The sequence below is a fragment of the Rhizobium sp. AB2/73 genome, assembly GCF_020871915.1.
Classification (GTDB): Bacteria; Pseudomonadota; Alphaproteobacteria; order Rhizobiales; family Rhizobiaceae; genus Rhizobium; species Rhizobium dioscoreae.
Genome location: NZ_CP067073.1, coordinates 514,789 through 528,327, shown reverse-complemented (window position 1 = coordinate 528,327; position 13,539 = coordinate 514,789). Strand labels below are relative to the sequence as shown.

Here is a 13,539-nt window from a genome sequence, read left to right as displayed (position 1 = left end):
TTCTGCGAACTTGGAACGCCAAGTCGTGCCTGACTTGGCCCTCAATGCCCAATTCCGCACCGCTCATCAGGCCTTTAAGGCAGAAGGGACGTTTCCAAGGGTTCGGAGGGGCACACCGGGTCGATCCTGGCGCCTCGCTTCGTCAGCGATCAATGACGAGATCGCTAAGCGGCTTCGAGCAACAGGGCAGGAACATCCCGGCATCGATCTCCCGCTGACGGATACCGCCATTGTGATTCATTTCGACCGAGCCCGAGACGAGCTTGGATTTGCACGTCCCGCACATGCCATTCGAACAGGACGAAGGAAGCCTGATGCTGCCTTTCTTCGCGGCTGCAAGCACCGTTTGATCGGAGGAGACTTGCAGCATTCGCCTCTGCTTCGAGAATTCGACCCGATAGATCTGCTGGACGGGTTGTTGCTCGACCTCCGGTCCCGGCTCGCCGATGACAGCCGCATCGAAACTCTCTTCGATGTAATTCGACGCGGGAACGCCCAATACCGCGGTGATGGAACGCGCCGCCGCCATGAAGGGCGCTGGACCGCAGCACATGACGACACGCTCGGCGATGTCGGGAACCGCAAGCTTGAGGTACTCGAGCGAGAGCCGGCCGGCCAACCCCGGCCAGGCCGGCTCGCCAGCCACCGTTTCCGGCAGGAATTGGAGACGCAGGCCTTTCATCCTTGTCGCGAGACCGGCAAGGTCATGGCGAAAGATGAGGTCGGAGGGCGTGCGTGCGGCATGAAGAAAAACGATGTCCGAGGGTTCGTATCGGTCCGCCAGATCGCGTGTGATCGACATGACGGGCGTGATGCCGGAGCCGCCCGAGAGCAGCAGGAGTTTCGTCTTTTCGCCTTTCGGACGGATGAAGTGACCGAGAGGCCCTTGGCCCTTGACCATCATGCCGGCAGCCATGGTGTCGTGCAGCCAGTTCGAGACCTTGCCGCCGGGCACGCGCTTGACCGTGACCGTGAATGCATTGTCGCGATGGGGCGACGACGAGATGCTGTAGCAGCGCGCTTCGCTATCCGGACCCATCGGGAAATCGAACAGAAAGTACTGCCCGGCATCGAAGCTGAAGCGCTTGCCTTCCGGAGACGCGAACGTGAAGCTCTTCACGTCATGCGTCTCCTGGTGCACGTCGATACATACAAGCGTCTCGTCGTGCTCCGGATCCCACATAGCGACCTGGCCGCGCTGCATTTGAGCGAATTCAATACCCATGGGCGCGCATCCGATCGATATACCAGGTCGCGAACTTATCCAGATTGGTTTCCGAGAATCGAGAATAGGGGCCGGGCTGGTAGGCAGGGTCGAGTACGCCGGCATGCGAGCGGGCGACGAGGCCTGCATCCTGGTCCGTCGTGGCGACCCAGACGTCCGTGAGCTTGTCGAGGTCGTAGTCCTTACCTTCGACGGCATCCTTGTGGACCAGCCATTTGGTTCTGACGAGCGTCTTGCCGGCAGAGAGCGGGATGACGATCGCGACGACAGCGTGATCGCCCATGAAGTGATTCCAGCTATTGTGGCCCCAAAGATGCGTGTCGCCGAGATCCTTGCGGGTCATCCGACCAAGCAGCTTCGATGATGCCGCGGTCGCATCATGTGTCTGGGATTCGCCGGCCCCGGCTATGATCAGACGCTGTGTGCGGAAGTTCGTGGCGCAGTCGACGAGCTGTTCGACCGCCGCCGACGGGAAACCATCCGCCTCCCAGGCTTTTGTCCGTTCGTCGTAGAGCCGGAAGTGCTCGGCGGCCTGCTCGCGGTCGTCTGGGTTCAGCGTTTCCGGATCAAAGCCGAAGTCGAGATCGACGAAGGAGACGCAGAGCTCGGGATGATTTGCGGAACAGTGGTAACACTCGCGATTGTTTTCCATCGTGAGCTTCCAGTTGCCGTCCTCGATGACATCGGTCTGGTAAGCGACCTTGGCATTCCGGATATCGTAGGGCGCAAGGCGCTCGATCATCACCTGCTCGAGGATTGCGATGTCTTCCGGCGGATTGTCGGAGAGGCACACATAGATCAGGCCGCCGATCGACTTGAAGTTCACCGGCTTGAGGCTATGGCACCGCTTGTCCAGATCCTTGCCCATGTGTGGCGCATAGCTCAGCTCCCCTGTCAGTTCGTAGGTCCAGGTGTGATAGGGACAGACAAGCTTCGAGACGATCGTCTTGCCGGCATCGAGCAGGCGCGACCCGCGATGGCGACAGACGTTGTGAAGCACGCGAATTTCGCCGTCGTCGTCGCGAAGCAGGATCAGGCTGGTCTTGCCAATATCGACAACGGTGGCATCGCCGGATTCCGGTACGTCGCAGTCGAGGCCGACGCAGATCCAGTGCTTGTGAAAGAAGACGTCGATATCGGCCTCGAAGACATCCTCGCGGGTATAGAGGCCGGCAGGCAGGGAATAACCATCGGTGCGTGCTTCAAGCAGGGCGGAGATGGAGGATGGAAGCCTGTTTAGCATGATAACCTCTTATGCCTCTATGATCCGCAGCTTGCCCTTGCATCCGTTATGCTTCAACGGCAATAATTTTCACGAACACATAATATTATGTAATGCGAAGGATGCATGATGAACTTTCGGCGGCGAATTCCCTCCCTGACCGCGTTGATGACTCTCGAGGCCGTTCTGCGGCACCGGAGCTTCACGGCGGCGGCGATGGAGCTTGGCGTCACTCAGGCAGCCGTCAGCCGCCAGATCGCGACATTGGAAGAGGAACTCGGTCTGCCGATGTTCGTACGCAAGCATCGCGCCATCGAACCGACTGCCGCGTGCCTCACCCTGGGAACGACGCTCGCGCAAAGCTTCGCCAGCATCGCGGACGCCGTCGATGTGGTCAGATCCTCCCAGCAGAACGTCGTGACGATCGGCGCGACCGTCGCCTTCTCCTCCTTTTGGCTGCTCCCGCGGCTGGCGGAGTTTCGGCGGGAGAATGCGGGCGTGCAGATCAGGGTCATCTCGCAGGACGCGAGAATTGACCTGGACGCTGGCGGCATAGACGTAGCCGTTCGATACGGCAGGCCGCCGTTTGCCGACGCCAAGATAGTCGCCGCCCAGGAGGACGTCGTCGTTCCCGTATGCTCGCCCGACTATTGTCGGCGTCGTCCGACCGCGCAGATGTCCGATGCCGATGAGTTCATAGAGACAGACGCTCACGATCGATCGTGGCTCTCCTGGACGCAATGGGTTCAGGAAACGGGCCGGGCGTTGCGAATAAAGCCGCATCTTCGCTTCAACCACTATACGGAGGCGATCGCGGCCGCGCGTGCGGGGCAGGGGATCGCACTCGGCTGGCGTCTTCTCGTCCGGACTTTCCTGGAGGATGGCACGCTCGTCGCCTTGGAGGAGCCCGAGATAATCACCGCCGACCGATATCACATTCTCCTTCCAGCGAGGCCGCGCCTTACGCTCGCCGCGGAACACGCCGCACACTGGCTTGCCAATGCGCTGACGCGGTAAGGCCAGTTTCGAAACTCAAGCTAGATAAAGCTTGTCGAGATCGCGAATACCGTCGCTGGCCATGACGAAACACCATGGCGCAGGCCGTTGGAAGACCGGCGGCTGGCGTGATCACCGGTTCCGCGCGGTCATCTCCTTTCGAAATGCAGCCGGGCTTCTTGCGGTCCACTTTCGGAATGCCCGATGAAAGGCGCTGGGTTCGGAAAAGCCGAGGCGCGTCGCGATCTCCCCGACGCCGAACTTGGTCGTTTGCAGCATCTCGATTGCAACGTCGCGGCGGATTTCATCTTTGATGGCGGCATAGTTCTGGCCCTCGGCATGCAGACGATGCCGCAGGGTCGAAGGAGACATGCGCATTTGCGCGGCCAAATCATCGAATGCCTTCCATGAGGCAGGCGATGATTGGCGCAGCCGCTTGCGCACGCTCGCCGCAAGGCCGGCGTCATAACGGTAACGCACGAGGATATTGGCCGGCGCATTGCGTAGAAATTGCCTCAGGGCCTGCTCGTTGCGTGTCACCGGCAGTTTGAGGAGAGCGGCATCGAAGGCGAGCCTGCTAACCGGCCGCAAGAAGCGAACGGGCGCCCCGAAGAATTGTCGGTACTCGGCGCCATGATCCGGCTCCGCACAGCGAAAGTCGACCATTCTAAGCGGAATGCGGCGCCCGATGAGCCAGCATGCAATGCCGTGCAGGAGAATCCAGTAGGTCCGATAGGCAAAGGCTGAGCGTTCGCTCGCACGGTCGGTCAGCACGATATGCGCCAACCCATCCGCCACTTCGAGATGCCCTTCCGGATCCTCCAGCACGATGTTTAAGAACCTGAGCGCGCGCCGCAGCGCCTGGTCGAGGGTCCTTGCGTGCAGCACGCAATGGCAAAGCAGCGTGAAGCTGCCGCGACGCATGGGCCTGCCGCCCATGCCGAAGAATTCGTCATCCAACTCGGCCGCGATCGCCAGCCACAGCGCGCCATAGCTTTCGGCCGAAACCGGCACGTCGATCTGCGTGGATAGACCAAGTATCGCGAGCAATCGTTCGGGGGATTTTCCCTGCCGCCGAAGGCAGTCGATCGCCTCTTTCACGAAGAAAGGTGATATCATCCGCCGCGCGGTTTCCGTCATCGTCATCACCTGTAAAATATGGTAAAACTGGCCGATAATTTGAGACGCTTTTGTCATCGAATGCAATATCGCGCGACGATAAGCTTGGGCGAAGCGCAAGGTGAATCGGGCTCTTCCGGGGATGCGATACTGCGGGCGACTGCACGAAGCGTGGAGGCCCTCGGTTGAAATCGACTGCGCTGCAGGAGAGCGACCATGTTGATCCAGGGAAAGACTTTCGTCGTTACCGGTGGCGGTTCGGGCCTTGGAGCCGCGGTCGCACGCATGCTGACGGATGAGGGGGCTAATGTCGTCATAGCCGACGTCAATGCCGATGCTGGCGCCGGTATTGTCGGTGAGCTTGGTGCCCGCGCGACCTTTATCAAGACGGATGTCACGCAGGAGGAAGACGGCCAGGCCGCGATCGACATGGCGCTGGAGCGCTTTGGCCATCTGCATGGGCTCGTCAACTGCGCCGGCGTCGCGCCCGGCGAGAAGGTGATCGGCCGCAACGGTCCGCACCGGCTCGACAGTTTTAGCCGCGCGATCGGCATTAATCTTATCGGTACTTTCAACATGATCCGGCTCGCGGCGGCGGCCATCGCCAAGGAGCAGCCGGATACGGACGGCGAGCGCGGGGTCATCGTCAGCACGGCTTCGATTGCCGCCTTCGACGGACAGATCGGTCAGGCGGCCTATGCGGCTTCCAAGGGCGGCGTTGCCGCCATGACGCTGCCGATCGCTCGCGAATTGGCGCGCAGCGGCATTCGCGTCGTCGCCATCGCGCCAGGCATTTTCGAGACGCCGATGATGGCCGGTATGCCGCAGGAGGTGCAGGATTCGCTGAGCGAGAGCGTGCCCTTTCCGCAGCGCTTCGGAAAGCCGGTGGAATTCGCCGCATTGGTACGCCACATCTGTAAGAACGTCATGCTGAATGGCGAAGTCATCCGCCTCGATGGCGCGTTGCGCATGGCACCGCACTGAGGCAGGCTCATTACGGGAGGTTTGATATGACGCGAGAAGATCCGATCGTCATCGTTGGCGCGGCCCGTACTCCAATGGGTAGCTTCCAGGGAGATCTTAAGGATTGCACGGCGCCGGAACTCGGTGCCGCCGCCATCCGCGCGGCCCTCGAGCGCGGCGGCGTTGGCCCGGACGCGATTGAGGAGGTGGTCTTCGGTTGCGTTCTTTCGGCCGGGCAGGGTCAGGCACCGGCAAGACAGGCCGCGATCGGCGCTGGCCTGCCGTTTGCGACGGGAGCGACAACCGTCAACAAGATGTGCGGTTCGGGAATGAAGGCCGTCATGCTGGCACACGATCTGATCGGCGCCGGCAGCGCGTCGATCGCCCTTGCCGGCGGCATGGAGAGCATGACAAATGCCCCCTATCTTCTCGATAGGGCACGCGGCGGCTACCGGCTCGGGCATGGCCGCGTCATCGACCATATGTTCCTTGATGGGCTCGAAGACGCCTATGACAAGGGGCGCCTCATGGGGACTTTCGCCGAGGATTGCGCCGAAGCCTATCAGTTTACGCGCGCGGCGCAGGATGACTACGCCGTCACATCCTTGACCCGCGCCCGCAAGGCGATCGAGGAGGGGGCATTCGATAGTGAGATCGTGCCAGTCACCGTCAAGACAGGGCGATCCGAACTGGTTGTCGGCCGTGACGAACAGCCCGGCAAAGCGAAGCCGGAAAAAATCCCGACGCTCAAGCCGGCTTTCCGTGAAAACGGCACGGTGACCGCCGCGAATGCCTCGTCCATCTCCGATGGCGCCGCCGCGCTGGTGCTGATGCGGCGCTCAACGGCCGAGCGCGAAGGTATCGCACCGCTTGCCACCATCGTCGGCCACGCCACGCATTCGCAGGCGCCCAATCTCTTCGCGACCGCGCCGATCGGCGCGCTGCGCAAGCTTTCCGAACGCACCGGCTGGAGCCTTCGGGATGTCGATCTGTTCGAGGTCAACGAGGCCTTTGCTGTCGTCGCCATGGCGGCTATGCGCGATCTCGACCTGCCGCACGACAAGGTCAACGTTCACGGCGGCGCCTGCGCGCTCGGCCATCCGATCGGCGCGTCCGGGGCCCGCGTGGTAGTCACGCTGCTTGCTGCACTCAAGCGCCACGGCATGAGGCGTGGCATGGCGACGCTTTGCATCGGCGGCGGCGAAGCAACCGCCATGGCCGTCGAACTGAACTGAAGGGTTCGAGGAGGAGACCGGACCATGATCCTGAGCGAAGACCAGATCCAGATTCGCGACATGGCGCGTGATTTTGCCAGGGAGCGCCTGGCTCCGGGAGCCGCCGAGCGCGACGCGAAGAGCCTCTTTCCTCGCGAGGAATTGAAGGAGATGGGCGAACTCGGCCTCCTCGGCATGCTCGTGCCCGAGGCCTATGGCGGTTCGGAAACGGGCGTGATCGCCTATACCGTGGCACTTGAGGAAATTGCCGCCGGAGACGGGCCGTGTTCGACCATCATGAGCGTGCACAGTTCCGTCGGCTGCGTACCGATCCTGAAATACGGCACGGAGGAGCAGAAGCAGCGCTTCCTGCCGAAACTGGCAAGCGGCGAATGGATCGGTGGCTTTGCCCTGACGGAGCCGCAGGCTGGCTCCGATGCCTCGAACCTGAAGACTCGCGCCCGCCGAGACGGTGATCATTATGTTATCGACGGCGCCAAGCAGTTCATTACTTCGGGTAAGAATGGCAATGTCATCATCGTCTTTGCCGTCACCGATCCCGTGGCGGGCAAGAAGGGCATTTCCGCCTTCATCGTGCCGACCGACACGCCCGGCTACGAAGTCGTGCGCGTCGAACACAAGCTCGGTCTCCACTCGTCCGACACCTGCCAGATCGCCTTTACCGGCATGCGCGTCCCGGTGGAAAATCGGCTCGGCGAGGAAGGCGACGGCTACAGGATCGCCCTGTCGAATCTAGAAGGCGGGCGCATTGGCATCGCATCGCAATCCGTCGGCATGGCGCGAGCGGCTTTCGAGGCGGCACGCGACTATGCCCGTGAGCGCAAGACGTTCGGCTCGCCGATCATCGATCATCAGGCTGTCGCCTTCCGGCTTGCCGATATGGCGACTCGGATCGAGGTCGCCCGCCAGATGGTGTTGCACGCGGCGCAGTTGAAGGAGGAGGGGCAGCCCTGCCTTACCGAAGCGTCGATGGCGAAGCTGTTCGCGTCGGAAATGGCCGAAAAGGTCTGCTCCGACGCGATCCAGATCCATGGCGGCTACGGATATATGGCGGACTATCCGGTCGAACGCATCTACCGGGACGTCCGCATCTGCCAGATTTACGAGGGAACGAGCGACGTTCAGCGCATCGTTATCGCGCGCAACTTATAGTATGTTTCGTGGAATGTTTGCGGTCGTGCCCGCCGTGGGGAGCGCGGGTGGGGCGGCCGATAAGGGAGGTATCACAGCGCATGAACGAGGTTCCAAATCTCAGCCTGCACGTGCCCGAGCCGGCGGTGCGGCCAGGCGGCCAGCCGGATTTCTCCAATGTCAAGATCGCCAAGGCCGGCTCCGTGCCAAGACCGGCGGTCGACGTTGCGCCCGAGGAGATCCGCGATCTCGCCTATTCCATCATCCGCGTTCTCAACCGTGACGGCGAGGCGGTCGGCCCCTGGGCCGGATTGCTCTCCGATGAGGAGTTGCTGACGGGCTTGCGCAACATGATGAAGCTCAGGGCCTTCGACGCGCGCATGCTGATGGCGCAGCGACAGGGAAAGACCTCCTTCTATATGCAGCATCTTGGCGAAGAGGCGGTGAGTTCCGCCTTTCGCAAGGCGCTGAACAAAGGGGACATGAACTTTCCGACCTACCGGCAGGCGGGCCTCCTGATCGCCGACGGCTATCCGATGGTCGAGATGATGAACCAGATCTACTCGAACGAGGCCGATCCCTTGCGTGGTCGGCAACTGCCGATCATGTATTCATCGAAGGAGCATGGCTTCTTTACCATCTCCGGCAATCTTGCCACCCAATATGTGCAGGCGGTCGGCTGGGCGATGGCGTCGGCCATCAAGAACGACACCAAGATCGCCGCCGCATGGATCGGCGACGGTTCGACGGCCGAATCCGACTTCCATTCGGCGCTGGTCTTCGCCTCCACCTACAAGGCGCCGGTCATCCTCAATATCGTCAACAATCAATGGGCCATCTCCACCTTCCAGGGCATTGCCCGTGGCGGTTCCGGCACCTTCGCCGCTCGCGGCCTTGGCTTCGGCATCCCAGCGCTTCGGGTCGACGGCAATGACTATCTGGCGGTCTATGCCGTCGCCAAATGGGCGGCCGAGCGCGCAAGGCGCAACCTCGGCCCAACACTGATCGAATATGTCACCTACCGCGTCGGCGCGCATTCCACCTCCGATGACCCGAGCGCCTATCGGCCGAAAACCGAATCCGAGGCCTGGCCGCTCGGCGACCCGGTGTTGCGGCTAAAAAAGCATCTGATCGTGCGTGGTGTCTGGTCGGAAGAGCGCCATGCCCAGGCGGAGGCCGAGATTCTCGATGAAGTTATCGAGGCACAGAAGCAGGCCGAAAGCCACGGCACGCTGCATGCGGGCGGCAAGCCATCGGTGCGCGACATCTTCGAGGGCGTCTATGCGGAAATGCCCGCTCATATCCGCCGCCAGCGGCAAAAGGCAGGGTACTGACATGGCAAGAATGACAATGATCGAGGCCGTGCGCAGCGCCATGGACGTCTCGATGGGGCGTGACGACGATGTCGTCGTCTTCGGCGAGGATGTCGGCTACTTCGGCGGGGTTTTTCGCGCCACGCAAGGACTCCAGGCCAAATACGGCAAGACCCGCTGCTTCGATGCGCCCATCAACGAATCCGGTATTCTCGGTACGGCGATCGGCATGGCGGCCTACGGCTTGAAGCCCTGCGTCGAAATCCAGTTCGCTGATTATATGTATCCGGCCTATGACCAGATCACCCAGGAAGCGGCGCGCATCCGCTACCGCTCCAATGGCGACTTTACCTGCCCGATCGTCGTGCGCATGCCGACCGGCGGCGGCATCTTCGGCGGGCAGACGCATAGCCAGAGCCCGGAAGCGCTGTTTACCCATGTCTGCGGATTGAAGGTGATCGTGCCGTCCAATCCCTACGACGCCAAGGGCCTGCTGATCGCGGCGATAGAGGATCCGGACCCGGTGATGTTCCTCGAACCGAAGCGGCTCTATAACGGCCCCTTCGATGGTCATCACGAAAGGCCGGTGACGCCCTGGTCGAAACATGAGCTCGGCGAGGTTCCGGAAGGGCATTACACGATCCCGATCGGTAAGGCGGAAATCCGCCGGCCGGGGAGTGCCGTCACCGTGGTCGCCTACGGTACGATGGTGCATGTGGCGCTTGCCGCGGCCGAGGAGACGGGGATCGATGCCGAGGTGATCGATCTGCGCAGTCTTCTGCCGCTCGACCTCGATACGATCGTCCGGTCGGTGAAGAAGACCGGCCGCTGCGTCGTCGTGCACGAGGCGACGCTTACCTCCGGCTTCGGCGCGGAAGTCGCATCACTGGTTCAGGAGTACTGCTTCTATAGTCTCGAGGCGCCGATCGTGCGCGTGACCGGCTGGGACACGCCGTATCCGCACGCGCAGGAATGGGACTATTTCCCCGGTCCCGCCCGTGTCGGCCGGGCGTTGAAAGAAGTGATGGAGGGCTGAGGATGGGTGAATTCGTCATCAAGATGCCCGATGTGGGTGAGGGCGTGGCCGAGGCCGAGCTGGTCGAATGGCATGTCAAGCCGGGTGACCCGGTGCGTGAGGACATGGTGCTCGCGGCAGTCATGACCGACAAGGCGACAGTGGAAATCCCCTCGCCGGTCGAAGGGGTCGTGCTCTGGCTCGGCGCCGATGTCGGCGATACGGTCGCTGTCAAGGCGCCGCTCTTGCGAATCCAGGTCGCCGGCGAGGATGGGAATGCGAGCGAAGAGGCCTCCCTCGCCGCGGCTCCCCAACCTGTGAAGACCGAACCGGCCAAGGACGAGGTGACGGGCGCCAAGCCGGTCGCACCACCTCCGGCAAGACCGACGGTCGAAGCGAAGGCTATTCAGTCGGCGATGCCGGTCGAGCGCCCGGTTCCCCGCGAACCGGCGGAGCGTCCGCTTGCTTCCCCTGCCGTGCGGTTGCGTGCCCAGGAGGCTGGTGTCGATTTGCGCCAGGTGCCTGGCACTGGGCCAGCGGGACGCATTACCCATGATAATCTCGATCAGTTCATCGCGCATGGCGTGCAGCATGCAACCGCTGCTCCAACCGGCCCCGCCCGCAGGACCGATGTCGAGGAGATCAAGCTCACCGGCCTGCGCCGGCGTATCGCCGAGAAGATGCGCCTCGCCGCCTCGCGCATTCCCCACATCACCTATGTCGAAGAGGTCGATGTCACCGACCTTGAGGACTTGCGAGCGACGATGAATGCCGGCCGCAAGTCCGATCAGCCGAAGCTGACCATTCTGCCCTTCCTGATGCGGGCGATGGTGAAGACGCTGGGCGAGCAGCCCGGTATCAACGCCACCTTCGACGATGATGCCGGTGTCGTCACCCGCTACGGCGCCGTCCATATCGGCATCGCCACGCAGACGCCCTCCGGCCTGACCGTACCGGTCGTCCGCCACGCCGAAGCCAGGTCGATCTGGGATTGCGCCGCCGAGCTGACACGCCTTGCCGACGCCGCCCGCAATGGCACCGCGGCACGCGAGGAGCTGTCCGGTTCCACGATCACTATCTCCTCGCTCGGCGCGCTCGGCGGCATCGTGACGACGCCGATCATCAACCATCCCGAAGTCGCCATCATCGGCGTCAACAAGATCATGACCCAGCCCGTCTGGGACGGGACCCAGTTCATCCCGCGCAAGATCATGAACCTGTCGTCGAGCTTCGACCATCGCATCGTCGACGGCTGGGACGCGGCGGTCTTCGTCCAGCGGATCAAGGCGCTGCTCGAAACCCCCGCGCTGATCTTCATCGAAGGTTGATGACATGAAAGAAATCGTCTGCAAGCTCCTCGTCATCGGCGCCGGACCCGGCGGCTATATCTGCGCCATCCGCGCCGGTCAGCTCGGCGTCGATACGGTGATCGTCGAATCCACAAAGGCTGGCGGCACCTGCCTGAATATCGGCTGCATCCCCTCCAAGGCGCTGATCCATGCGGCCGAGGAGTTCGAAAAGGTCAGCCACATGACCACACCCAACGCGCTCGGCATCACTGTCGAGGCGCCAAAGCTCGATCTCGCGCAGACCATACGCTGGAAGGACGGCATCGTCGGCCGCCTGAACAACGGCGTACTCGGTCTTTTGCGCAAGTCCAAGGTCAAGATCGTGCACGGCCAGGCGACGTTCCGCGACGGCAAGACCGTCGAGGTCGAGACCGAGACCGGAACTCAGGTCATCCGTGCCGAAGCGGTTGTCATCGCGACTGGCTCCGAACCGGTCGAGTTGCCGCTGCTGCCCTTTGGCGGAGCGGTCCTCTCGTCCACCGAGGCGCTGTCGCTGACGAGTGTTCCCAATAGTCTCGCTGTTGTCGGCGGCGGCTATATCGGCCTGGAACTCGGCACTGCCTTCGCCAAGCTGGGCGCGCAGGTCACAGTGGTCGAGGCAATGCCGCGAATCCTGCCACAATATGACGCCGAGCTCGTCAAGCCGGTTGCCAAACGCTTGGGTGAACTCGGCGTGCGCGTTCTGACTGGAGCGAATGCGAAAGCCTATTCGGGAGAGGCGCTGCTGATAGAAACCGCTGCCGGCGAGGAAGAGCGGATCGCCGCTGACAAGGTTCTCGTCACAGTCGGGCGCAAGCCACGCACGGAAGGTTGGGGTCTCGAGGAACTCGATCTCGATCGCGCGGGCCGTTTCATTCGTATCGATGAGCGTTGCCGCACCTCCATGCGCGGTGTCTATGCCATCGGCGATGTCACGGGCGAGCCGATGCTTGCCCATCGCGCCATGGCGCAAGGAGAGATGGTTGCGGAGATCGTCGCCGGCCGCAAGCGTGTCTGGGATAAACGTGCCATTCCCGCCGTCTGCTTCACCGATCCCGAGATCGTCACCACGGGGCTCTCACCCGATGAAGCGCGCGCCCAGGGCCATGAAATCCGCGTCGGTCTCTTTCCCTTCGCCGCCAACGGCCGTGCGATGACGACCCAGTCGGAAGACGGTTTTGTGCGGGCTGTAGCGCGCGCGGACACCAATCTGGTGCTTGGCCTGCAGGCGGTTGGTGCCGGCGTCTCGGAACTGTCAAGCGCGTTCTCGCTGGCACTCGAGATGGGCGCGCGGTTGGAAGACATCGCCGGGACGATCCACGCCCACCCGACCCGCAGCGAAAGCCTGCAGGAAGCCGCGTTGAAAGCGCTCGGCCATGCCCTGCACATCTGAGCCGGTCTCAGCTGCCAATAGTCATTTTTCCGGAGATTTCGGCGACCAAAGGATGGTTTCGGCCGTCTTTTCGTAGGCCATGCCCTCCGGATAGCTGATGAGTTCCAATTGCAAGCCCCAGGGTGATTGGAAATAGAGGATGCTCTGTCCGGCATTCGGTCCCTCGCTGATGGGGAGCGGTCCGAGGCGGGTCGGGATGCCTTGTGTATCGAGGTAGGCCTTGGCCGCCTGAATGTCTTCGACATAAAGCCCGACATGGAAGGCGCCAATGTCGCTGTTCCTTTGTTCAAGGCGGCGCTGGTCCGGTGCCTCATATTGGAAGAGCTCCAGATTGGAGCCGTGGCCGACGCGGATAAGCGCCGCGCGCCTGATGCGGGCGCGTGGATGAGTGCCCAGCGCCTGGCGCATGAAATCGCCGTCTTCGTCACCGATCGGGCCGAAGGTGTAGGCATGCCTGCAACCAAGTATTCGGACGAAGAAATCGAGTGCCTCGTCGAGATCGGGAACGGTAATGCCCGTATGGTCCTGACCCAGAAGGCCTGGCAACCCCAGGCTTGCGGCATTTGTCATGCAAGTCTCCCTTTCAACAGTTCCAGGAC

General features: G+C 62.3%; 12 protein-coding genes. 8 read left to right on the top strand and 4 right to left on the bottom strand.

Annotated elements, in window-relative coordinates; translation table 11 throughout:
• Positions 1 to 142 precede the first annotated feature (142 nt).
• The gene (locus I8E17_RS28465) at positions 143 to 1,225 is read right to left on the bottom strand and encodes an FAD-binding oxidoreductase (RefSeq protein ID WP_069615201.1); all 1,083 of its coding nucleotides are present in this window, start codon (positions 1,223 to 1,225) and stop codon (positions 143 to 145) included.
• A complete protein-coding gene (locus I8E17_RS28460; RefSeq protein WP_069615202.1) occupies positions 1,215 to 2,468 on the bottom strand; it encodes an aromatic ring-hydroxylating dioxygenase subunit alpha in 1,254 nt (417 codons plus the stop codon). The genes I8E17_RS28465 and I8E17_RS28460 overlap by 11 nt, the downstream gene beginning before the upstream one ends.
• A 108-nt stretch (positions 2,469 to 2,576) precedes the next feature.
• On the opposite strand from I8E17_RS28460, the gene I8E17_RS28455 reads away from it, so the two are divergent.
• The gene (locus I8E17_RS28455; RefSeq protein ID WP_219511762.1) at positions 2,577 to 3,464 is read left to right on the top strand and encodes a LysR substrate-binding domain-containing protein; all 888 of its coding nucleotides are present in this window, start codon (positions 2,577 to 2,579) and stop codon (positions 3,462 to 3,464) included.
• Between the two features lie 111 nt (positions 3,465 to 3,575).
• Here I8E17_RS28455 and I8E17_RS28450 read toward each other — a convergent pair whose 3' ends face one another.
• Complete coding sequence (locus I8E17_RS28450) at positions 3,576 to 4,583, bottom strand: AraC family transcriptional regulator (protein WP_083258315.1); 1,008 nt, start codon at positions 4,581 to 4,583, stop codon at positions 3,576 to 3,578.
• A 195-nt stretch (positions 4,584 to 4,778) separates the two neighbouring features.
• On the opposite strand from I8E17_RS28450, the gene I8E17_RS28445 reads away from it, so the two are divergent.
• The 7 genes from I8E17_RS28445 (at position 4,779) to lpdA (ending at position 12,940) form a co-directional block, all read left to right on the top strand.
• A complete protein-coding gene (locus I8E17_RS28445; protein WP_113367431.1) occupies positions 4,779 to 5,546 on the top strand; it encodes a 3-hydroxyacyl-CoA dehydrogenase in 768 nt (255 codons plus the stop codon).
• Between the two features lie 26 nt (positions 5,547 to 5,572).
• The gene (locus I8E17_RS28440; protein ID WP_113367430.1) at positions 5,573 to 6,760 is read left to right on the top strand and encodes an acetyl-CoA C-acyltransferase; all 1,188 of its coding nucleotides are present in this window, start codon (positions 5,573 to 5,575) and stop codon (positions 6,758 to 6,760) included.
• 24 nt (positions 6,761 to 6,784) lie between these two features.
• A complete protein-coding gene (locus tag I8E17_RS28435; RefSeq protein WP_113367429.1) occupies positions 6,785 to 7,912 on the top strand; it encodes an acyl-CoA dehydrogenase family protein in 1,128 nt (375 codons plus the stop codon).
• A gap of 80 nt (positions 7,913 to 7,992) precedes the next feature.
• A complete protein-coding gene (locus I8E17_RS28430) occupies positions 7,993 to 9,225 on the top strand; it encodes a 3-methyl-2-oxobutanoate dehydrogenase (2-methylpropanoyl-transferring) subunit alpha (RefSeq protein ID WP_219511739.1) in 1,233 nt (410 codons plus the stop codon).
• Between the two features lies 1 nt (position 9,226).
• Positions 9,227 to 10,240 (top strand): alpha-ketoacid dehydrogenase subunit beta, encoded by a 1,014-nt coding sequence (locus tag I8E17_RS28425; protein WP_112723766.1) that lies wholly within the window; start codon positions 9,227 to 9,229, stop codon positions 10,238 to 10,240.
• A gap of 2 nt (positions 10,241 to 10,242) precedes the next feature.
• On the top strand, positions 10,243 to 11,547 hold the full coding sequence (locus tag I8E17_RS28420) for a dihydrolipoamide acetyltransferase family protein (protein WP_113367428.1): 1,305 nt from the start codon (positions 10,243 to 10,245) through the stop codon (positions 11,545 to 11,547).
• A 4-nt stretch (positions 11,548 to 11,551) separates the two neighbouring features.
• A complete protein-coding gene (gene lpdA, locus I8E17_RS28415; protein ID WP_112723764.1) occupies positions 11,552 to 12,940 on the top strand; it encodes a dihydrolipoyl dehydrogenase in 1,389 nt (462 codons plus the stop codon).
• Between the two features lie 21 nt (positions 12,941 to 12,961).
• Here the strand turns inward: lpdA and I8E17_RS28410 are convergent, their stop codons facing one another.
• The gene (locus tag I8E17_RS28410) at positions 12,962 to 13,510 is read right to left on the bottom strand and encodes a VOC family protein (protein WP_113367427.1); all 549 of its coding nucleotides are present in this window, start codon (positions 13,508 to 13,510) and stop codon (positions 12,962 to 12,964) included.
• Between the last annotated feature and the right edge of the window lie 29 nt (positions 13,511 to 13,539).